Here is a 22956-nt window from a genome sequence, read left to right on the forward strand (position 1 = left end):
TGTCTATTCCCATGTGTAACACCTCCTGTCTTTTCCTATTTTAATATCTTCTACCAAGGTTTAAACACTTTATCTTACAGTCTCAAATACATTATATGAATTTTCAGATAAAATAAATGCATACACAGTTTATGTTGGGAATCCAATACTATCAAGTACATTAGAAGAATATGTGTCAAAAATTAATTATTCTATGTCCAAACCTATAAAAGGCGAGGTTCTTGAATTAGAAATTACTAAAGAAGATACAACCTCCGGAGGGGAATAGAGTATATTGCTCCGCAGACACGATGCGTCAAACTGGAGTTCAGAGTTTTTTATTATTGCCACGAGTTTTACCTGTCCGCCAGAGGCGGAACTCGTGGATAACAGAATATCAATAAAAGGGCTTCAGCCCAAAAGATCGGACTAAAGTTCGGATTTGTGAGAGTGATCGATTCCACGAACTCCGCCAGGGTCGGACAAGTTCATGTTGTGGCAATAGTTTCGAGTCTTAACTTTATAAATATGACATATTCTTTCTTTGTGGATATAATACTGTAATAGGGTACAGAGTAAAAAAGCGATTGATAAATCAAATATAGGGTTTTAAATTTCCACTGTGAATAAAATAACAATGTTAAGGAATTAACAATGAAAAGAAAAAACAGTAAAACCGTCCCGGAAAAAAATATCGAGCGTCTGCTCCTTTATCGTCGGCTTTTAAGTAACCTTCGACTCGAAAGTAAAAAGAACGTATTTTCTCACCAATTGGCGCAGATGTCGGGCGCCTCACCTGTTCAGGTTCGTCGCGACTTCATGCTCATCGGCTATTTCGGTTCACCAATTCACGGCTATGACATTGATCAATTGATCCAAAGCATCAGCGAATATATTGATGCAATGGATATTCAGAAGGTCGCATTAGTCGGCGTCGGAAATTTAGGTCGTGCAATTTTAGATTATTTTCAAGGACGAGCCGATAAATTGGCGATCACGGCTATATTTGACCGTAATCCAGAAAAAGTTGGTCGCGTTTTGCATGGTGTTCATTGTTATCCAACGGAAAAAATCCAGGAAATCGTGAAAGCGGAAGGAATTAACGTTGCCATCATCACCGTTCCGAAAAGTGACGCACAGGATGTTGCAGATCGTTTAGTTCAGGCTGGAGTATGCGGCATAGTCAATTATGCTCCGATCAAACTTAACTTATTTCCTGAAATCTATGTTGTCAATCGAGATATGTTGTTGACTGTCGAAAAGGTCGCTTTTTTTGCACGGCGTCATATAAGAAAGGAAAGTTTATCGTGAGCATTGTTGTTGAAACAATTTTGTCCAATCATCCGAATGCGAAGAGGGATTCTTTGATCCCGATTCTTCAGGAAGTTCAGGAAAAAGAAGGCGTTATCAGTCGTGAAGCGATAGCAAGTATCGGACAAAGTTCTGGAATCTGTTAAGCGTGAGCTGAAGATTGAGCCGGGAATGACATCGCGGGATGGTTTATTCAGTCTTGAAATCGTCGCCTGTATGGGCGCGTGCGGTTCGGCTCCGGTGATTTCCATTAATGGTGAAATTTATGCGGGTGTTGAGCCGGATAAAATTAAAGGCATTCTGAACACCTATCGCCGAAAGGAATCCAGCCATGTTAAATAGTCCCGATGACCTTTACGTTGATAATAAAAATTTAAATGCAGAGTGCAATCCGGTTTTGGAAATGCTTAAAATCGGTCCAACATGTTCTGATGTCGAATTAATTGCCCCAAAAAGAGCAGAATGGTTATCTAAGATTCGTCGTGAATCCGTCGATAAACCGGTAATTTTCGTTGGAATGGGAACATGTGGATTGGGCGCTGGCGCCGGAAAAACACGCGCTAAAATCGATGAATATCTGAAGACAAATCAGATAGAGGCTGAAATTGTTGAAGTTAGTTGTATCGGATTGTGTGTAGATGAGCCGATTGTGGAAATTCAATTGCCCGGGAAAAACCGAGTCGCTTTCAGGAAAATCACGGAAAACAAAGTGGAAAAACTTTTAGATACATTGTTAAAGCGACAAACGCTACCGGCTGAAAATCAAATCTGTCAGCATCGCTCTGAAAAGTCAACCCCATGGGAGAATGTCATATTTTTTGACGAACATCCATTTTTTGCGCCTCAGACGCGCTGGGTACTTGCTAATTGCGGAATTATCGACCCGAATAATATCGATGAATATATTGCGTACGGAGGCTATCGTGCACTGATCAAAACGCTGAGAAATTACACGCCTGCTGAAGTTTGTGATATGATGGAAAAGAGTGGGCTTCGCGGACGCGGCGTCGCTGGTTTTCCGACTGGCAAAAAGTGGAAGTTTGCGCTTGCAGAAAAATCCGACCAGAAATATTTCATCTGTAACGCCGACGAAGGTGATCCGGGCGCGTTTATGGATCGTGCGGTGATCGAAGGCGATCCGTACAGAGTGCTTGAAGGTATGACTATTGCTTCTTATGCGATTGGGGCGTCAAAAGCCATCATCTATATTCGTGCAGAATATCCACTTGCTGTTCATCGATTGCGTGAATCTATAAAAAAAGTTAAAGAATATGGTCTGATAGGAAATAACATCCTTGATAGCGGATTTAATCTCGACATTGACATTATAATTAAGATGGGCGCAGGCGCATTTGTTTGCGGTGAAGAAACCGCATTGATAGCTTCTATTGAAGGTAAAAGGGGAATGCTGCGTCCCAGACCGCCATTTCCTACGGTTAGTGGTCTTTTTGGAAAACCAACCGTCATCAACAATGTTGAAACGATAGCAAATATTCCGATTATTTTAATCAACGGTGAAGACCGGTTTTCATCCATTGGAACAGCAAAGAGCAAAGGCACAAAAGTTTTTGCGCTGTCCGGAAAAATCAGTCGCACCGGCTTGGTCGAAGTTGCGATGGGAACGAAACTGCGCGAAATCATTTATGCAATAGGCGGCGGAATTCCAAACGGGAAAAAGTTTAAAGCGGTGCAAATTGGAGGTCCCAGCGGCGGTTGCATTCCGACTCAGCATTTGGATATAGAAATTGATTATGAAACATTACAGACTGTTGGCGCCGTTATGGGATCAGGCGGGTTAGTCGTAATGGATGGAACGACGTGTATGGTAGATGTCGCAAAATTTTTCATGGATTTTATTCAGAAAGAGAGTTGCGGGAAATGTATACCTTGCCGTGAAGGAACCAGACGGATGCTGGAAATACTCCAAAGTATTACACGTAGTCGAAGAAACGAATCAGGCAACGAAGCGCTGGAACGATTCAAAGGGATCATGTATCTCAACCGTTTAGCGAGTGTTATACAAGATACAAGTCTGTGCGGACTTGGTAAAACATCGCCCAATCCGGTACTTAGCACGCTTAGATGGTTTCGCGACGAATATGAGGCGCACATCTATGAAAGAAGATGCCCTGCCGGTGTTTGTACGGAATTGTTGATATATGAAATCGATCCAGCAAAATGCGTAGGCTGTACTTTGTGTGCGAAAAATTGCCCCGCAAATGCGATTATTGGGAATCCCAAGACTCCGCATTTTATCATAGCTGATAAGTGCATAGGCTGTGGCAGTTGCGTCGAAGTATGCCGTTTCAAAGCAATAACCGTTAAATAAGCGAGGTCTATAAGTGATTACCGTAGAAATAAATAATAATAAAGTTACATGTAATCATGGGGAAATGATATTGACTGTTTTAAAACGAGAAGGTATAAAAGTTCCTACATTGTGTCATCTTCCAGACCTATTTCCGACGGGAGCATGTAGATTGTGTGTTGTGGAAGTCGAAGGAATTTCGGGATTGGTTCCCAGCTGCGCTTATCCTGTAAGAGATGGGATGAAAATCAAAACGCATTCTCCGCGTGCGATTCGTGCGAGAAAAACAATTGTCGAACTCTTGTTGGCAAATCACCCCGACGATTGTTTATATTGTGTTCGCAATGGTAACTGTGAACTTCAGTCTTTAGCGGAAGAATTGGTAGTGCGCGAACGGCACTATTCAGGCAAGAAAGACGAATACCAAATCGATACTTCCAGTCCGGCGATCATCCGCGATCCATCAAAATGTATCCTTTGTGGGAAATGCGTTCGCGTATGCGAAGAAGTTCAGGGTGTCAGCGCTATTGATTTTATCAATGTGGTTGTAGAACAGTCGTGGGCACAATTTTCAATGAAGGATTGAACGTATCGTCTTGTGTTTATTGTGGGCAGTGTGTAGCGGTCTGTCCAACCGGCGCTCTTCGCGAAAAAAGTAGTATTAAGGAAGTGATGGATGCACTTAATGATCCGACTAAATTGGTCGTTATCCAGCATGCGCCTAGCATTTCCGTGACACTGGGCGAAGAGTTTGGTTTGAAAATAGGTCAAGACGTCATGGGAATTATGACGGCGGCGATGAGACGCCTTGGTTTCGATCGAGTTTTCGATACCGCATTTTCCGCAGATTTGACAATTATGGAAGAGGCTTCTGAATTGGTTTATCGCATTCAAAACGGCGGCAAATTACCGATGATGACCAGTTGTTCTCCGGGGTGGATTAAATATGTCGAAGAATTTTATCCGGAATTTATCGACAATCTTTCCACATGCAAGAGTCCTCAGCAAATGATGGGATCCATCATAAAGAGTTTTTATGCCGAAAAACAAAATATCGATCCAAAGTCGATTTATAGCGTCTCGGTCATGCCTTGTACAGCGAAGAAATTTGAAGCCGAGCGACCTGAATTAGCGCGAGACGGCGTCCCGGATATAGATGCTGTTTTAACAACGCGAGAGTTGGCTCGAATAATCAAGATGCGCGGATTAGACATTAAAAATATGGAACCGGAGAACGCCGATTCTCCGTTTGGCGAACGTAGTTCCGCCGGAAAACTTTTTGGAGTTACGGGTGGGGTCATGGAAGCCGCCGTTCGTACGGCTCATTTCTTAATTACAGGGAAAGAAATGGAAGATGTTAAGATTCAGGGTCTTCGCGGATTGGAAGGTATCAAAGAAGTTCATCTAAAAATAGGCGAAATGGAAATTGGATTGATCGCCACGAGTGGATTGGGCAACGCCAAAAAAGTCCTTGAGCAGATAAAATCTGGAAGGAAGGATATACATTTCATTGAAGTTATGACTTGCCCGGGAGGTTGTATTACCGGCGGCGGACAACCTTACAGCATCAATAAGGAAGCAATAAAATCCAGAATGAAAGCACTTTATGAAATCGATCGCGACGCCATGAACCGCACTTCTCATAATAATCGCTATATCAAAAAATTATATGAAGAATATCTCGAGAAACCATTAGGCGAGAAGAGTCACTATCTTCTGCATACACACTATAATAAAAGAGACGTTATCAGATAGTATTAATAATGCCGCGCGATAAAAACCAACCGCTAATAATCACGATCAAAGATCGTTGTCGATTGTGCTATACTTGCGTTCATGAATGCCCAGCTAAAGCAATTCGAATAGCCAATGGACAGGCTGAAATCATTCCAAATAGATGTATTGGTTGTGGGAATTGTGTCCGGGTTTGCAGTCAGAAAGTAAAAAAAGTTCTGAGCTCGACCTTTGAAGTCCGTGAGTTTCTTGAATCAGGTTCTCGCGTGGCGGCATGGTTGCACCAAATTTTCCCGCCGAGTTTCCCGAACTCGATTATCAGATAATGGTTGGTATGTTTCGAAAAATCGGCTTTGAATATGTTAATGAAGTATCCTTTGGCGCCGATTTGTACGCAAGAGAAATGAAAAAAGTTCTATCACAGAATCCAAATAAGCGGTACATCTTGACCGCTTGCCCTGCCGTGTTTGCGTATGTCAAACAATATCATGAAGAATTGATAGACCAACTTTGTCCGGTCGTTTCACCTATGGTCGCGACAGGTCGAATGCTCCGAAAAATTCATGGGAATGATTTAAGAGTCATTTTCATTGGTCCTTGCGTGGCAAAAATGGCGGAAGCGTACAGCGACGAAATGAGCGGAGAAATTGATGAAGTTCTGACATTTGCGGAGATTCGGCAGATGTGGGAGGAAGATAATATCCGTCCGGGAGACGTAGAACCGACAGATTTCGATCCGCCTTACGGCGGAAAGGGGACGATTTTTCCGATTCACAGGGGTCTTTTGGAAACATCAGGCATCGCTGAGAATTTGTCTGAAGGCGATGTAATTTCCGCCAGCGGACGCTCCAGCTTCATCGACGCTATTGTGCAGTTCGGATCCGGAGAGATTAACTCTCGATTATTGGATGTACTCTGTTGCGACGGATGTATTATGGGCGCCGGAATGACATCGAAGGGACCGATTTTAAAACGTCGGTTTCACGTTAGCGAATATGCTAAAAAGTCTCAGAGAATCCGTGATCATGCCGAATGGGAAAATTGGATGAAGCGTTTAGAAAACCTCAATCTTTCCAGAACGTTCATTCCGTTTAATCAAAGAATTCCCGATCCTGATGATGAAACCATTCGCAACATTCTGGCTAGGATGGGAAAATTCGAACCGGGAGATGAACTGAATTGTGACGCATGCGGTTATGAAACTTGTCGTGAACACGCAATCGCCATCTATAAAGGTTTAGCAGAATCCGAAATGTGTCTTCCGTACACAATCGAACGTTTGCATAAAGTGATTGAAGAATTGAATATTTCACACGAAAAATTGGATAATACTCGTCAAGCGCTGATCCAATCCGAAAAAATGGCTAACATGGGACAACTTGCCGCAGGCATTGCTCATGAAGTGAACAATCCGCTCGGTGTTGTATTGATGTACGCTCATTTACTTGCCGAGAATTGTGACAAGAATTTAGAAATTTATGATGATCTTCAGATGATAGTTGGTCAAGCCGACCGGTGTAAAAAAATTGTCTCCGGACTCTTGAACTTTGCCAGACAAACCAAAGTTCAGCACAAAGCGACAAATATATCAGAAATGATTAATAACTATATCAAAACGGTTCAAATCCCTGCTAATATTAGCGTCCACATTCTTAACGGAATTCCCGATCCGATTGCGGAAATAGACCATGACCAGATCATTCAAGTTTTGATAAATCTTGTTAACAATAGTCTCACTGCAATGCCAAATGGCGGTTCGCTCATGCTAAAAACTGCAGGTGATGTGGATTCTATTAAAATCAGTGTCGGCGACACAGGCGTTGGCATTCCGAAAGAACACATGTCAAAAATATTTGAGCCTTTCTTCACGACGAAAAAAGTCGGTCAGGGAACCGGTCTCGGATTGTCGATTATCTATGGAATTATCAAAATGCATAATGGAGATATCAAAGTCGAATCCAATAACGATCTCGCCAAAGGTCCGACCGGAACAACTATTACAATTACATTACCAAGAAAGCGGATAGCATAAATGTTAGTTATAAAACAAGTATTAACTAAAAACCAAATAAGTCGAGGAAAATAATGAGTGCAGAAGACTTGCAAAAAACAATTCTTTTGGTTGATGACGACGTCGATTTTTTAACACAAAATCAAACTCAGTTGAAAGCGGCTGGCTATCATGTAGTCACTGCCGAGAGCCAAAAAAAATGCCGAGGAATTGATTAAAAATTTGAAGCCAGACATTGCAATTCTGGATTTAATGATGGAGAATTTGGATGGTGGATTTGCTTTAGCATACCATTTGAAAAAGAAATACCCCGACGTACCTATCATCATTTGTTCTGCCGTCGCGAATGAAACCGGTATTGAATTCGACGCCACAAGTGACGAGGAAAAATCATGGATCAAAGCGGATTATTTTCTATCCAAACCGATCCGTTTTGAACAATTGCGCACAGAGATCGAACGTCTGTTGAAGAAGAATTAACCACCATGCAATATCTTCATACATTGATCGTTGATGATGAAGTTGGTTTTACTACCGATCTGGCAGAAAGTGGAGAAGAAGCGATCGAAAAAATCAACGCAATTCGTCCGGACATTTTGTTATTGGATTATAAATTGCCGTCGATGAGTGGATTGGATGTACTGGAACATGTGATGTCGAAAGACAGCGAAATGGTTACAATCATGATCACTGCATACGCTTCGCTGGAAACGGCCGTTACTGCCATCAAACACGGAGCGTTCGACTTTTTAGCAAAACCATTTGAACCGGCGGAACTCAAGAAAACGATTGCAAAAGCCGCGCAAAATTTAATCCTCGCCCGGCATATCCGCAGACTCGAACAAGAAAAACATCAGGTCAGGTTTCAATTCATTTCCATGCTTGGGTATGAATTGAAATCACCACTAAACGCCGTGGAAGGTTATTTGAACATCATGAAGGATCACCTTTCCGGAAACGACTTATCTGCTTATCAACAAATGATTGATCGGAGTTTGCTAAGAATTAATGGCATGAGAAAAATGATTGCCGATTTGCTCGATCTCACACGCATCGAATCCGGGCAAAAAAAACGAACTTTGGCAAAACAGGACATCATACCCATTGTTTGCACTGCCGTGGAAACCGCTCAACCTTCTGCACAGGAAAAGGGTATCCGGATTCAATTGCACAGCCCGAATTCCGTTGAAATGGACTGCGATTCCGAAGAGATAGAAATCGTTATGAACAATTTGATATCCAATGCCGTTAAATAAAATCGAGACGACGGACAAGTCGATATTGATATTTGGAATTTAGAGAATAAAGTAAAGATTGCGGTAAAAGACACCGGCATCGGCATGACTCCGGAAGAGAACGCCAAGCTGTTTAGCGAGTTTATCCGGATCAAAAATGAAAAGACGAAAAACATCATGGGAAGCGGATTAGGACTGTCCATCGTCAAGAAGATCGCAACCCTCTATCAAGGCAATGTTTCTGTCGAAAGTACGGCAGACGTCGGCTCCGTTTTCACGATCGTTCTCAATGCAAACACTTATCCGTCCACTGAAAATGAATCGATATGACGTACCATACACTCTTCGATCATAAACTCACTACGGTGGACGGAGCTTTTTAAAACGCGCCAATAACAGGCGCACCGACGCAATCAAATTCACCTGAGGTGGAGGAATCATCTGACATCAAGGGATGGAAAAAAGTACACGACAGTATAGACTGTCAAGAATTCCCATCCTTTGATTTAAAAAAGAATGGGAATTTTTTATGGAAAAAAGACATCACTCGGCAACCATCACAATCAATGACCGAAATGCGGCTTATTCATTCGTTGGAGAAATTCTTCATCAGTACGCGAATGAAATTCTTTTGCGCGTCGGCTATCCGATGAAAGAACAGAATGTTGCTATTATTTTTCTGATTCTTGAAATGACAACAGATGAACTTGGCGCGCTGACCGGTAAACTCGGACAAATTCCATCAGTAAAAGTAAAATCTACGACGTTGAAAATATGAATTTAGACCGAATAAAAGAACCGAATTTTAGCCAATTTGAGACTATTAAATCATTTCTTTTGGGAGAAAATGATGGTAGGTTATTTTCTCAATCCGATGAAATTCGCCGGAAAGTTTTTGGCGACGACGTTTTCATTCGAGGCATCGTTGAATTTTCAAACCATTGTAAGCAAAATTGCTCTTACTGCGGTCTCCGAGCACCGAACAAAGAAATCACACGCTATCGATTAACACGCGAAGAAATCCTGCATTGTGTCAAGATCGGAAAAGAGCAGGGAATCCAAACAATTGTCCTACAAAGCGGGGAAGACCCCTATTTTTCCGACGATTGGATCGCCGAACTAATCTCTGAAATCAAATTAAAATATTCCATCGCTATTACGCTTTCGCTGGGTGAAAGAAACTTTAAAACATACAAATTATGGAAGGATGCTGGCGCCGACCGCTATTTGCTCCGAATCGAGACGTTCGACCGAGAAGTCTATGAAAACGCGCGAAAAGGACACCGGTGGAACGATCGGCTGAAATGCGTCCAAATGCTACATGAACTCGGCTTCGAAACTGGATCCGGCTTTATGGTTGGTTTACCCGGCGAAACGGTGGATTCGCTTGCCAATTCCATTTTGGAATTGACAAAACTGAATCTGGACATGATTGGTATCGGACCATTCGTTGCGCATCCTGAGACGCCGTTTAAAAACCAGCAAAATGGCAATGTTCTGTTTTCTCTGCGAACGCTTGCAATCATTCGAATATTAAATCCGCTGGCGAATATCCCATCAACAAGCGCTTTGGAATCCGCGCAGAAAGGCGCCCGATTGACTGGTTTGAAGGTCGGCGCGAACGTTATCATGCCGTCTTTAACGCCTGAAAGGGTGAAAGCATTATACAATATTTATCCCGGTAAAAACGCCGTTCAGGATGAGACGGAATATTCATTAAAAGCCGTGCGAGAAATGATCCGTGAAGCCGGTCTGCGCTGGTCGGATTCCGTTGGCGTGTCGCCCAATTGGTTGAATCATAATCAAATTTTATAAAGGAGTTCTAATGTCTTCAGTCAGTGTTAAAGAATGGGTCAAACAGGTCGTCAAGCAGGACGAGATCGACAAATATCTCATCAACGGCGAGGATTTTATCAATGAGACAGAGATCAATTCTCATCTGTCCAAAACTGTCAATCCCGATAAACAAAAAGTTCGAGACATTTTACAGAAATCACTTGCTATCGAAAGACTCGAACCTGACGAAACGGCGACGCTTCTGAATGTTACCGACGAAGAACTATGGAAAGAAATGTACGCGACCGGTTTGGAAGTGAAGCGGAAGGTTTACGACAACCGCATCGTTTTCTTCGCACCGCTCTATTGTGGAAATTTCTGCGTTAATAACTGTGCCTACTGTGGATTTCGTAGAGATAATACCGAAGAAAAACGCAGAATTCTGACAATGGATGAAGTCCAGCAAGAGGCGACTGTGGTCATCAATGAAGGTCACAAACGCATGATCGTCGTCTATGGCGAACATCCGAAAACCGACGTTGATTACATAGCAGAAACTATTAGAACTATTTATGATGTCAAAGTTCTGGTTAAAAATAGATATAGTTCGATTCGTCGCGTGAATGTCAATGCCGCTCCGATGTCAATCAGTGATCTTCGGAAATTACATGAAGTTGGAATTGGAACTTATCAGGTTTTTCAGGAAACTTATCACAAACCGACTTATAAAACAGTTCATCCGGCGAACACATTGAAAGGAAATTATCGCTGGCGGTTGTATGCGCTTCACAGGGCGATGGACGCCGGTGTTGACGATGTCGCCGTCGGCGCGTTGTTTGGACTTTACGATTGGCGGTTTGACGTGATGGGACTTCTGTATCACGCTATCGACCTCGAAAGACAATTCGGCGTTGGTCCGCATACAATTTCATTTCCCAGATTGACGCCCGCTTCCGGCGCAGAACTTAGCACAAAATCCAACCATCTTGTAAATAATACCGACTTTAAGAAACTTGTTACCGTTCTAAGATTATCGGTTCCATATTCCGGTCTCATTATTACCGCAAGGGAAGAGGCGGAGATCAAACAGGATGTTCTGATGGTTGGTTGTACGCAGACAGACGCATCAACAAAGATCGGCATCGGCGGTTATACCGAAGCGCTGAAAGCGCTTAGCCTGGCGCAAAATGCCTCGCAGATCAAAGAAAAACAGCAGTTCATGCTCGGCGATACGCGAAGCCTTGACGAAGTCATACGCGAAATTGCCGAAATGGGAATGATTACTTCTTTTTGCACAGCTGGTTATCGATGCGGTAGAACCGGCGACAAGATCATGGGGCTTCTCAAAGGTTGCGTCGAAGGTAGATTCTGCAAACTCAACGCCGTGCTGACATTTCGCGAATATCTGGACGATTTTGCTTCTCCATCTACAAAGGAGATCGGCGAAATGATCATCCAAAAAGAAATCGACGAAATTCGACAAATCCCGTTTTACCAAAAAGGAAATCTGCTTCAGACATTTCTCGGGCTTTATGATCAAGTCAGTTCCGGCGAACGGGATGTATTCATTTAACTGGGAGCCGCTTTATGATTCTGACAAATAAAATCAGTCATACAATTCAGGACAGTATCGAACTAAAAAAGAGGCTTATAACTCTGACGGAAAAACTGAAAAACGAATTCGGAGTGGATGTTTGTTTCTGCGAAATATTCGGAAAGAGATGGTCGTATGTTGCAGGCAACCAAACGATTGGCTTTCCTCACCGACGCATTCGCTTGAACGATAAAATCGGATTGATTATCGGCGAGAATTTAATTAATGAAAAAATCGTACAATCTTTAATGGAAGATTTCAAATGATTACAACACCCAAAGGAATGAGGCTTCACATCGGTATTTTTGGGCGGCGGAACGTCGGAAAATCCTCTTTGCTCAATGCGCTGACCCGGCAAAACGTCTCTATCGTTTCAGAAATTGCCGGAACGACAACCGATCCGGTTGAAAAACCGATGGAAATGTTGCCGCTTGGTCCAGTGCTTTTCATCGACACAGCCGGAATTGACGACTTCGGCTCGCTTGGTGAAAAACGAAACAAACGCACCCGAAAAGTGTTCGACCGCGTCGATGTTGCAATTATTGTCAGCGAACCAACCGGCTGGAATACATTCGAAGAGGAACTTTTATTTGAATTTTCCGAACGGCGGATTCCGGTTATCGTCGTTATTAATAAAACCGATTTGGTTCAACCCGACGCGTCACTTCTTCAGCGATTAAAAGATAAAAAAATTACCATCGTCGAGACCGTGGCTTCCGACAAGATCGGAATTCTCGATCTCCGCGAGGCGCTGATCCGCACTGCACCGGACGATTTCATCAACGCGCCGTCAATTCTCGGCAACATTATCAAAGCCGGCGAATTGATCGTTCTGGTCATTCCCATCGACAAAGAAGCGCCGAAAGGTCGCTTGATCTTGCCGGAGGCTCAAACGATTCGTGACATTCTCGATCATGACGCCTTTTGCATTGTCGTTAAAGAGCATCAACTCAAAGCATCATTAGACTCGTTGAAAATCAAACCGGCATTGGTTGTGACCGATTCGCAGGCATTTCGTCAGGTGGCAGATGACACACCTAATGATGTTCCACTGACATCGTTTTCAATTCTTTTCGCGCGATATAAAGGCGATTTTAAGGAGTTGATTGAGGGAACCTATGCGATTGGAAACCTGAAATCGGGCGATAATGTCCTCATCGCCGAATCCTGCTCGCATCATCCGATTACCGACGACATCGGAAGAGAGAAAATTCCTCGTTGGTTGAATGAGACAGTCGGGGGCAAACTGAATTTCACAATTGTTCAGGGACACGACTATCCGGAGAATTTGAAAGACTATCAACTCGTTATCCAGTGCGGCAGTTGCATGTTCAATCGCAGGGAAGTACTATCGCGAATGATGCAATGCAAACGCGCAGGCGTCCCGGTCACGAATTACGGTCTGGCGATTGCCTATTTTATCGGTATCCTCGATCGTGCACTCGCGCCATTTCCGGAAATTCAGTAGAGACACAGCATGCCATGTTTCTATAATGATTATGTGAATCCCGTCACCCAAAACGGATTTCAAATCGGTATTCGGGATTCTGCTGTTTACATTTACCGTCAGAATGGATAACTTCCGTCGTTGTTTTACAGGTTCAATGCGAAAGTGATAATGAAATTACCGATACAAATTCGCTCTTTTATACCGATTCTTTTGATGTCCGGATGTTTATTTGCGCAATCGGTGACACCTCGTATATTGATCAACGAATTTCAGGCATCAAATAAATCCACAATTGTGGATGCCAATTTTAATGCTTATTCCGATTGGATAGAAATATTCAATGCGGAAGATACGACGGTTCAACTGAGCGGTTTATATCTCACTGACGATTTGACAAATCCATTAAAATGGCAGATTCCCGCAGGCATCTCGATGTCGCATGGTTCATATTTGATCCTCTGGGCTGACGATCAAAACACCGGACGCCACAGTAATTTTAAATTGTCTAAATCCGGAGAACAGATTGGACTTTTCACAGTAAACGGAATTGTGATTGATTCGCTCTCTTTTCCCGAACAAATAGATGATTATTCGATGGGACGCTATCCTAACGGAAGCGATACTCTCGTCTATTTCAGCGATCCGACGCCGAATATGGCGAATACAACGATTCCATTTCTGGGATTCGCACCCGATCCGATCTTTTCTTTAAACGGCGGTTTCTATTCAGGCCAACAGATCATTACGCTAAGCACCGATTCGGCATTCGCTATTCATTATTCGCTGGACGGTTCGGAACCGATGGAAGAATCTCCGCTTTACAGTTCGCCGATTGTCATCGACAGCACGAGAGTTCTGCGCGTTCGGTCATTTCGAACCGGTTATCGTCCGGGATCGATCTCAACAAAAACATATTTCATCGATGAATCCATCACTCTGCCAGTCGTTTCATTGACAACTGATCCACGGAATCTCTGGAATGACACGACGGGTATTTACGTCGTTGGGACCAATGGAATTCCCGGTTATTGTATGGATACGCCAGCCAATTGGAATCAGGATTGGGAACGCCCGGCGAATTTGGAATATTTTCCGTTAAATGGTTTAGCCGGTTTTCAGGCAGATATTGCCATCAAGATAGGCGGGGGCTGTACAAGAAAATATGGGCAGAAACCGCTTTCGGTTTATACACGTGGAGATTACGGAGTCGATAAAATCCGCTATAAGGTTTTCGTGGATAAAAACATTACGGAGTTTAACAATCTCAAACTCCGGAACGGCGGACAGGATTGGTATCGGACGCTCTTTCGCGACGGATTAATACAGATCCTTGTCAAAGATCGCATGGACATCGATTGGATGGCTTACCAACCCGCAATACTTTTTCTCAACGGCGATTACTGGGGAATTCATGACATTCGTGAAAAGCACAACGAACATTATCTCGAAAATAATCACGGCGTCGATCCCGATAAAGTCGATATTTTGGTTGGTAATGCCTCCGCACAGGTAGGTACCGCGACCGATTACCAAGAAGTAATCGCTTTCATCGATTCGCATGATATGACATTGCCGGAAAGTTATGCTTTTGTCGCAAGCCGGATCGATGTCAATGAATTTATGAATTATATTATCACCGAAATCTATTCCGCAAATACCGACTGGCCGGCCGGCAACATCAAATATTGGCGCGAGCAGGGCGAAGGTCATAAATGGCGCTGGATTCTTTTCGATACCGATCTCAGTTTCGGCGCTCACGGCCGCGGACAATATAATACCAACACGCTTGACAGTTTGTTGCATTCCGACGGAACGTATTACGCGCTCCCATTTTGGTCAACAAAACTCATCAGGAAAATGATGGAGAATGAAACATTCCGCAATGAGTTTATCCAACGCTTTGCCACACATCTTTCGACGACTTTTAAATCGAGCCGCGTCACAGAAGTTATCGACAGCCTCCAAACGATGCTGGCTCCGGAAATTCCACGGCATAAAGCGCGTTGGCCGAAGTCTATGACGCTCGGCAATACAACATGGGAATCACTGATCGGTATCATTCGGACATTTGCCATGAATCGCCCGCAATACATGATCGTCTTTATAAATGATGTATTTGATCTGGACGGAACGGCAACGCTAACTATTTCGGCGAACGACCCCGCCGCCGGAGAAATTCTCGTCAGCAGCGTCGAAATCCCGTCGCAGGATTTTCGCGGACGCTTCTTTAAAAATATTTCACTGAGATGCGAGGCGTTTCCCAACTCAGGCTATCGGTTTGTCCGGTGGTATGGACTTTCCACTGAAACAACCGATTCGATCAACGTAATCATGACAGATTCGGACACGTTGACGGCGATTTTTGAGATCGATACCGAACCATATACCGGAATTTCGATCAATGAAATGATGGCAAGTAATCAAACCAACATTACCGACGAATTCGGCGCGCACGAAGATTGGATAGAATTATACAACAGCCGCGATCAATCCGTCAACATCGGCGGTCTCTGGATTACGGATGATCTGAATATGCCCGAAATGTGGCAAATTCCCGCAACAGCGTCGGACAGCACGACAATTCCACCGCATGGATTCTTATTGCTTTGGGCTGATAAAGAACCGGAGCAGGGAATTCTGCATGTCAATATCAAACTCAGCGCTGAGGGCGAACAGATCGGGCTCGCACAAAAGACAGACAGCGGCTTCGTCTTCATCGATTCGCTGACATTCGGAACACAAACCGCCGACATTTCTCTTTGCCGTTATCCCGACGGCGAAAATAACATTGAATTATCGACTGAGCCAACGCCAAGATCCAAAAATATCTGCCAATCGGCAATTGGCGGAGATAAATATCAAATTCCCGATCGATTCGCTTTGAAATCAATATATCCCAATCCATTCAATACCCGGGCGACGATCCGATTCGACCTGCCGGAAGATGCGTTTGTCACACTGACGATTTTTGATTTGAGAGGAAAAGAGGTGACAAACCTCGTTCGCCGGAAAATGCCCGCCGGCTATCATTCCGTCGTATTCGACGCATCCGGCTTGCCAAGCATGATCTACATTTGCAGTCTCCGGGCGGGAAACGAGACGCAAGTCCGGAAGATGCTTCTGCTGAAGTAAAACAGGTTTAAATCAGACAATTATCCTTGTCCTGATGTTATGCGTTGGGATATTATAACAATTATGAAAAATATTTGGTTCCGGAATTATTTGTCAGTAAAATGGATTCGTTAGTGAAGGCATTGCGATTGAATAAGGTGAGGAAGTGCGAAGAATTTCAAAGGAGAAATCCTTTTGACGCTGTTTAAAGACAAATACCGTGTGGAATCGACACGCCTTGATGGTTTCGATTATTCGGGGATCGGATCGTATTTTGTCACAATTGTCACACACGGAAGGGAATGTTTGTTTGGCGATTTTATCGATGGAAAGATGATATTGAATGATGCCGGGAAAATTGTCCGACAATGTTGGCTGGAAATTCCGAATCATTTCCCGTATGCGTCGTTGGATGAATTTGTTATAATGCCCGATCATGTGCATGGGATAATTGTATTGGGCGTTGATCCAATCCCCGTAGAGACGCCCGATCCGGGCGTCTCAGGAAAAAATTCACGTGTGATCGATCCGGGCTGTGCAAATTTCCACGCGACCAACGTAGAGACGCCCAAATTGGGCGTCTCCTATACAAATTACCGCGTACCAGGTAAAGAGACGCCCAGATTGGGCGTCTCTACGGAAAAAACGAAAACCAAACACGCAACCATCGGTGTTATAATCAATCAATTCAAACGAATTTGCACCATTACCATTCGCAAACAAAACTCGGATTTCGCCTGGCAATCCCGATTTTACGATCACATCATCCGTAATGACGATGAATTGGGGCACATCCGTGAATATATTCTGGACAACCCTCAGAATTGGCAGACGGATGCATACACAGAGGAAAAAATTGAAGGAGGTACCAATGAAAACGAGAGAAGTATTAATAAAAATGATTAAAAAGAAACACTTCAAAATTATATTAATAATTAGCATTTTAATTTTACTGATCGGCATTTTAATAAATCGATCATCTTTAGGTTATATTAAGCCCGATCAGTTGTTTTTTTGTAGTCAATCACTGCAGATGGGGATTTCGATGGAATTGCTGCAGGAGCATTCATACTTTTTGAATCAAGATACAATTCGTATCTTTCCTTGTAAAATGATTTATGATAAGGAAAGAAAGGATAATATGCTAAAACATAATTCGTGGTTAGGGTATGGTTTGCCTGGACATGTTGAAAGGTGGAAAATTATTGAATTGGACAATTTTAATCCTGATAGCCTGTTAAAAATAGGCGAAAATTATATATTGCTACTTTCTTCTACCGAACAAAAAAAGAAATTGTATTACAGAATTGATTTGATTTGTGAGCCAGTTGTAGATAGCCAAAAAGAGATACTTATTATGGATCGCAGACGTTTGACATTGTTTTTTAAATATAACAGGTGGAGACATACCTGGTATCTACATAAATGGTTCAGATGGTGGGGATAATCATATAACAATGTCGAAAAATCCGAATACATCGTTATTCAGCTGTAGAGACTACAATTGGAGGTGATAAATGTTTAATATTCTTTACAAAACATCAGAATTAATTTCAATCTGGTTTTTCATTTTGGAGACTGTCAGATAATGTGTGTAAACCAGAGGAAAAAGGAAGGGGCTGTCTAAAAAATTCCTGCGGGATTTTTTAATGTTTCAGGGTTTGGTGATTGGAATTTAGGGTTTCGAACCTGAAAAGAGTCGAATGAGTATATTTCGTAAATATTGTTGCTATAGACATTGAAAAGGCATATATTCGATGTGAGTATGAGAAATTATCGGAGATAAGCATGTTAATCCAATTCAGTGTCGAAAACTTTCGCTCCTTTAAAGATGAAGTCATTTTAAGTCTTGTCGCCGCGCCTATCACCGAGCGTAAAGAAAATACAATTCAAGGCGTCAAACCGAATTTGTTGAAAAGTGCGGCAATTTATGGCGCTAATGCCAGCGGAAAAAGCAACCTGCTTATGGCAATGGCATTTATGAAAGATTTCGTTCTTACATCATCGAAAGAATCGCAAGCGACAGAAAGTATTTCTTATTTGCCGTTTCGATTGAGTAAAAAAACAGAAAACAAGCCTTCGGTTTTTGAAGTGATCTTCGTTCATTCCGGTATTCGATACCGCTATGGATTCGCCATCGATGATCAGAAAGTATATTCGGAATGGCTTTATCTTGTTAAAAATGTCAGAGAATTGGAAGTCTTTACGAGAGACGGTCAGAAATTTAATCTTTCATCTCATTTTAAAAGTGAAGAGTCCTTAGTAAAAAACGATCGGATTCGTCCCAATGCCTTGTTCCTTTCCGTATCGGCTCAAATGAATGGAAAAATCGCAACCCAGATAATGGAATGGTTTTCACGATTTAACACAATTTTCAGCGATAAACCTGAAAGAATCCAATCGGTGTCTATTAATATTGCCAGAACTGATTCAGGCAGGAAAGCAATCTTAAACTTGCTTAAAAATGCCGATATGCAAATCGAGGATCTGCAATTAACGGAGACTGAATTCAACAAAATGGTCGTTCCTCCTTATTCCGGGGTCGTCTTTAAAATCGGATCATCGAAAATCGCCAGAGTGGATATCCGAACTTCTCACAATAAATATGATGAAACCGGTAAAATTATCGGCAGGGAAGAATTTGATCTATTCAGAGATGAGTCGGCCGGGACGCAGAAGTTCTTCACTTTAAGCGGATTACTGATAGATACATTGGAAAAAGGGAAAGTATTGGTAATCGACGAACTTGATGCCAGACTGCATCCGCGTATGATTCTAGAGATTTGTGCGATGTTCAATTCGAAAGAACGGAATCCAAACAATGCCCAGCTTATCTTTGTCACTCACAATACCAGATTGCTTGATAAAAATATTTTCAGAAGAGATCAGATCTTTTTTTTGCAGAAGAACAAACAGGAAGTCAGCGAACTATATTCATTAGTTGAATTTGCTGTTGACGGGAAAAAAATTCGGAAGGATGCTTCCTATGAAAAGGATTATCTTCTCGGACGTTACGGCGCAGTTCCATTAATTCGGGAATTTGAGATCGGCTATGGGAAGTGATGACCTTTTTAGAAAGCGGAAATTAGCCGCTCAAAAAGCGTTACAGCGTAAAACCGATTTACGTGCCGGTTATGAGAATATTTTGATCGTATGTGAAGGTGAAAAAACCGAACCTAAGTATTTCCGTGCTTTCAGTGTTAATAAGGCGAATCTTGAAGTATATGGTGAAGGATTAAATACTAAATCATTGATAAGATTCGCAGATAAAAAAGTCAAGGAAGCAGAAAGAAAATCTGAATATTACGATCAGGTCTGGTGCGTTTTCGATAAAGATTCTTTTTCTGATGAGAAGTTTAACACCGCGATCCAGATGGCGGAAGCAAAAGGATATAAAGTTGCTTATTCAAACGAGGCTTTTGAATTCTGGTACGTTTTACATTTTGAATATTTAAATGCCGATCTTCCGCGAGAACGATATTATTCAATCTTAGATGAAAAACTTGGATTCAAATATGAGAAAAACAATCCCGATATGTACTCGATCTTACTAAGCCGTCAGAAGACGGCCATAAGAAACGCTGAGACTTTGTTAAAACAGTACAATCCGGATACAACACCATCGGATAAGAAGCCTTCCACGACTGTTCACATGCTAGTACTGGAGTTAATCAAATATCAGTAAGGATAAATGCAAACGCTTTATCATAAAACAGTGGCAAAAAGCGACAACCCACGACCAATGCTCGATGCCCGATGCCGATGATTTTCCTTGCGGTTAATTGGAAATATATATATTTTCACGGTGTTGTTTTTTTAAGGATGATTGTGAACCGGCGTTTTTTTGAGGATTGAACATGGAAAAGGTTTTCAGGGAAAAGAAAAAAATCGGATCGGAAAAAAGAAAAGTAAAAACAGTGCGGCTAATTCAACGATATGTTGAAGGCAAGGCACTAAGACTATTATTTAACATCACCTCAGCGCTCCGCAATAATACGAATCTTAGATTTGTCTTATGCAGTAAAGGAGGGACAAAATTGAAAAACATGTTTATAATGCTAATAATAGCAATCATCGCTTTATCCTATTCTCAAGCTTTCTCCCAAAATAAAACCTGGATGAGAGAAGACTACGGTACGAATTTTGCGATGTGTCCACGGTTCCAGTCCGCTGACGGAAATATAATTTCCGTCCAGTTTCATAATGGCAATGTATCTGTAATGAAGCTGGCGACTGGAACAGGAGAAGTGATGTGGAATTATGAATATTCCGCGTCAAGCTATTCTAACCCCAAGGCCGCCATAGAGATAAAAAACCAGGGAATTCTGATTGTTGGCGACGACTACCCAAGCGGATCGCCATTCAGAAATTACATTCTCTGGACTGACAAGGACGGCCAAAAAATCGCCGACACAACCTGGACGCCGGTTGGACTGAAATCTTGTGGTCTGAACAATGTCATCATTGATTCAGACGACTCAACTCAGTTTGTATGTTCCGGTCAGGGAGCTGATGTTAATGATAAATGTTTCTCATTTTTAACAAAAATTCTTCTCAAAAATGAGAAAATTGTAATTGAATCGGAAACCCTGTATGAAAACATCGGGACAGGTGGCGGAATATGTAAAACCGGCAACGGGTATTTAATTGTCGGTATTAGCACCTCTAGTTCAGTAAAAAAAATGGAGGTTATAGCCGTAAAAGAAAACCTCTCTGAAATATGGCGAAAGACTCACTCATCCTCTCCATGTCTGGCTATGACAAAAATAATTCCAGTTGAAAATGGATATATTTTAGCTGGATATTTTTTGGGTAATTTGGCCGCGATAGCTAAAATTGATGTGGATGGAAATTTGTTGTGGACCAAGAAATACAGTTTTAGCGGTCTGCAAAAAAACGGCGAAATTAAAAATATCTGGGTTGATCGGTACAACACGTTTAAAATGGTAATAGTTTTAAACCAATGTACTGATTCGTCCAGAACCATTTTAGCCAGGATCAGCGATGACGGAAGTCTATCCTGGTTCAAAGAATGCGTCTCTTTTGGCTACGATACCAGAAGCGCCGCCATTCTGGAGGACGGGATGGTCGTTATCGGCGGAGTCAATTTTACAACATATCCATATCCAGCTTGGACAAAAAGAGTGCACGTTGAATCAACCAAAATAGAACCTGAAAAAATTATTCCTGGGGGATTCAAAATTTCGGCCTACCCAAATCCGTTCAATTCAGCGACAAAAATTGAATTTGCTCTGCCTGAACAAGGCAAATTTCAAATCTCAATTTTTAACCTGATGGGACGTGAAATCTGGCGCGCCGATGAATATCGCCAAGCGGGCGCATATTCCATAGTATGGAACGTGACCAATTGCTCGGGACAAGCAGTCGGGAACGGAATATACTTTATCCGTATTTTAGGAAAAAATTTCTCAGCCGTCCAGAAAGTGACGCTGATGAAATAGGGATTTTGAAAATCTTTCAAAAAGGGCTTTAGCCCCAAATGAGCGGAGGAAATATGCCATACATCAGAGTTTGGATTCATTTGATTTGGTCAACAAAAAATCGCGAGAAATTAATCAGTCCATCTCTCAAATCCGGATTGCTGGTTCATCTTCATGAGAATGCCTCAGAGAAAGAAATATTCCTATCGGAACTCAATTGTATGGAAGAACATTGCCATGCGCTGGTATCATTAGGTTGTACACAAACGATCAGTAAAATAATGCAACTAATCAAGGGCGAGTCTGCGCACTGGATTAATGATAATCATCTGGTTCGAGGACATTTCGAGTGGCAGGATGAATATATAGCCGTGTCTGTTAGTGAATCGCAAATAGGGAAAGTCAGGAATTATATCCAAAATCAGGAAATTCATCATAAGAAAAAGACTTTTGCTCAAGAATATGATGAGTTCATTAAGAAATACGGGTTCATCAAGGATAGTTGAATCTGAAAACTGGGACTAAAGTCCTGAGTATTGGAGTAATCGGTTCCACGAACTAAAGTTCGTGGCAATAGATAATTGGACAGATTAGTTATTGCCACGCGCTTTAGCGCGTGGATGAGGATGAAAAACAAAAAAGGACTTTAGTCCAATGTGTCGGACTAAAGTCCGGTGTTTTGGAAGTGATTCATTCCACGACCTAAAAGCCGTGGCAATAGATGAATTGGACAGATTAGTTATTGCCACGAGTTTTAACTCGTGGATGAGGATGAAAAACTAAAAAAGGGCTTTAGCCCAAAGAACAGGACTAAAGTCCGGAGTTAGCTGTTTTCTCCGATCCCAGCAATGAATTGCTGGGTTACTTTTAACCATAATTCACCATCTTTCTCTGTGATCTCTGTGTGCTCTGTAGTGAGTAGCTGGCAAGTTTCATAACATCGTACACACTATTTATGTCATAACATCGTACACACTTTGCATAACTTCAGATAAAAGGTAAAAGA

At 42.2% G+C, this 22956-nt stretch carries 18 protein-coding genes and 2 pseudogenes; all 20 read left to right on the top strand.

Annotated elements, in window-relative coordinates; translation table 11 throughout:
- Positions 1–633 precede the first annotated feature (633 nt).
- The 20 genes and pseudogenes from COT43_07965 to COT43_08060 all read left to right on the top strand — a co-directional run bounded on the left by COT43_07965 (position 634) and on the right by COT43_08060 (position 22456).
- Entirely contained in the window at positions 634–1290 is a 657-nt protein-coding gene (locus COT43_07965; protein PIS27911.1) for a redox-sensing transcriptional repressor Rex, read from the top strand.
- Between the two features lie 132 nt (positions 1291–1422).
- Positions 1423–1632, top strand: a complete 210-nt coding sequence (locus COT43_07970) for a hypothetical protein (GenBank protein ID PIS27912.1) — start codon at positions 1423–1425, stop codon at positions 1630–1632.
- Positions 1633–1807: 175 nt separating this feature from the next.
- On the top strand, positions 1808–3619 hold the full coding sequence (locus COT43_07975; protein ID PIS27928.1) for an NADH-quinone oxidoreductase subunit F: 1812 nt from the start codon (positions 1808–1810) through the stop codon (positions 3617–3619).
- Positions 3620–3632: 13 nt separating this feature from the next.
- Positions 3633–5353: pseudogene (locus tag COT43_07980) on the top strand (ferredoxin).
- A gap of 8 nt (positions 5354–5361) precedes the next feature.
- Positions 5362–7364, top strand: a pseudogene (locus COT43_07985) (histidine kinase).
- 159 nt (positions 7365–7523) lie between these two features.
- On the top strand, positions 7524–7823 hold the full coding sequence (locus tag COT43_07990; protein ID PIS27913.1) for a response regulator: 300 nt from the start codon (positions 7524–7526) through the stop codon (positions 7821–7823).
- A gap of 5 nt (positions 7824–7828) precedes the next feature.
- A complete protein-coding gene (locus tag COT43_07995; protein ID PIS27914.1) occupies positions 7829–8599 on the top strand; it encodes a hypothetical protein in 771 nt (256 codons plus the stop codon).
- Between the two features lie 24 nt (positions 8600–8623).
- Entirely contained in the window at positions 8624–8908 is a 285-nt protein-coding gene (locus tag COT43_08000) for a hypothetical protein (protein PIS27915.1), read from the top strand.
- Between the two features lie 199 nt (positions 8909–9107).
- A complete protein-coding gene (locus COT43_08005) occupies positions 9108–9356 on the top strand; it encodes an iron-only hydrogenase system regulator (protein ID PIS27916.1) in 249 nt (82 codons plus the stop codon).
- Positions 9353–10393, top strand: coding sequence for a [FeFe] hydrogenase H-cluster radical SAM maturase HydE (locus COT43_08010; GenBank protein ID PIS27917.1), 1041 nt, complete (start codon positions 9353–9355; stop codon positions 10391–10393). The genes COT43_08005 and COT43_08010 overlap by 4 nt, the downstream gene beginning before the upstream one ends.
- Before the next feature lie 10 nt (positions 10394–10403).
- Entirely contained in the window at positions 10404–11927 is a 1524-nt protein-coding gene (locus COT43_08015; GenBank protein ID PIS27918.1) for a [FeFe] hydrogenase H-cluster radical SAM maturase HydG, read from the top strand.
- Positions 11928–11941: 14 nt separating this feature from the next.
- On the top strand, positions 11942–12214 hold the full coding sequence (locus COT43_08020) for a hypothetical protein (protein PIS27919.1): 273 nt from the start codon (positions 11942–11944) through the stop codon (positions 12212–12214).
- Positions 12211–13416: a [FeFe] hydrogenase H-cluster maturation GTPase HydF gene (hydF, locus tag COT43_08025; GenBank protein PIS27920.1), complete on the top strand. Its 1206-nt coding sequence runs from the start codon at positions 12211–12213 to the stop codon at positions 13414–13416. The genes COT43_08020 and hydF overlap by 4 nt, the downstream gene beginning before the upstream one ends.
- Positions 13417–13566: 150 nt before the next feature.
- On the top strand, positions 13567–16530 hold the full coding sequence (locus COT43_08030; protein PIS27921.1) for a hypothetical protein: 2964 nt from the start codon (positions 13567–13569) through the stop codon (positions 16528–16530).
- A gap of 174 nt (positions 16531–16704) precedes the next feature.
- Entirely contained in the window at positions 16705–17415 is a 711-nt protein-coding gene (locus COT43_08035) for a transposase (GenBank protein ID PIS27922.1), read from the top strand.
- Entirely contained in the window at positions 17381–17956 is a 576-nt protein-coding gene (locus COT43_08040) for a hypothetical protein (protein ID PIS27923.1), read from the top strand. The genes COT43_08035 and COT43_08040 overlap by 35 nt, the downstream gene beginning before the upstream one ends.
- Before the next feature lie 341 nt (positions 17957–18297).
- Entirely contained in the window at positions 18298–19572 is a 1275-nt protein-coding gene (locus COT43_08045; GenBank protein PIS27924.1) for an abortive infection protein, read from the top strand.
- Complete coding sequence (locus COT43_08050; GenBank protein ID PIS27925.1) at positions 19562–20194, top strand: abortive phage infection protein; 633 nt, start codon at positions 19562–19564, stop codon at positions 20192–20194. Before COT43_08045 ends, COT43_08050 begins: the two co-directional genes overlap by 11 nt.
- A gap of 172 nt (positions 20195–20366) precedes the next feature.
- On the top strand, positions 20367–21971 hold the full coding sequence (locus COT43_08055) for a hypothetical protein (protein PIS27926.1): 1605 nt from the start codon (positions 20367–20369) through the stop codon (positions 21969–21971).
- Between the two features lie 53 nt (positions 21972–22024).
- Entirely contained in the window at positions 22025–22456 is a 432-nt protein-coding gene (locus COT43_08060; GenBank protein ID PIS27927.1) for a transposase, read from the top strand.
- Positions 22457–22956: the final 500 nt, after the last annotated feature.

Source organism: Candidatus Marinimicrobia bacterium CG08_land_8_20_14_0_20_45_22 (assembly GCA_002774355.1).
In the GTDB taxonomy this organism is placed as follows: domain Bacteria; phylum Fidelibacterota; class UBA2242; order UBA2242; family UBA2242; genus 0-14-0-20-45-22.

Coding starts and splice junctions, on each gene's coding strand:
- COT43_07965 (PIS27911.1), top strand. CDS start 634: ATGAAAAGAAAAAACAGTAAAACCGTCCCGGAAAAAAATATCGAGCGT.
- COT43_07975 (PIS27928.1), top strand. CDS start 1,808: ATGGGAACATGTGGATTGGGCGCTGGCGCCGGAAAAACACGCGCTAAA.
- COT43_07995 (PIS27914.1), top strand. CDS start 7,829: ATGCAATATCTTCATACATTGATCGTTGATGATGAAGTTGGTTTTACT.
- COT43_08005 (PIS27916.1), top strand. CDS start 9,108: ATGGAAAAAAGACATCACTCGGCAACCATCACAATCAATGACCGAAAT.
- COT43_08010 (PIS27917.1), top strand. CDS start 9,353: ATGAATTTAGACCGAATAAAAGAACCGAATTTTAGCCAATTTGAGACT.
- COT43_08015 (PIS27918.1), top strand. CDS start 10,404: ATGTCTTCAGTCAGTGTTAAAGAATGGGTCAAACAGGTCGTCAAGCAG.
- COT43_08020 (PIS27919.1), top strand. CDS start 11,942: ATGATTCTGACAAATAAAATCAGTCATACAATTCAGGACAGTATCGAA.
- hydF (PIS27920.1), top strand. CDS start 12,211: ATGATTACAACACCCAAAGGAATGAGGCTTCACATCGGTATTTTTGGG.
- COT43_08030 (PIS27921.1), top strand. CDS start 13,567: ATGAAATTACCGATACAAATTCGCTCTTTTATACCGATTCTTTTGATG.
- COT43_08040 (PIS27923.1), top strand. CDS start 17,381: ATGAAAACGAGAGAAGTATTAATAAAAATGATTAAAAAGAAACACTTC.
- COT43_08045 (PIS27924.1), top strand. CDS start 18,298: ATGTTAATCCAATTCAGTGTCGAAAACTTTCGCTCCTTTAAAGATGAA.
- COT43_08050 (PIS27925.1), top strand. CDS start 19,562: ATGGGAAGTGATGACCTTTTTAGAAAGCGGAAATTAGCCGCTCAAAAA.
- COT43_08055 (PIS27926.1), top strand. CDS start 20,367: ATGGAAAAGGTTTTCAGGGAAAAGAAAAAAATCGGATCGGAAAAAAGA.
- COT43_08060 (PIS27927.1), top strand. CDS start 22,025: ATGCCATACATCAGAGTTTGGATTCATTTGATTTGGTCAACAAAAAAT.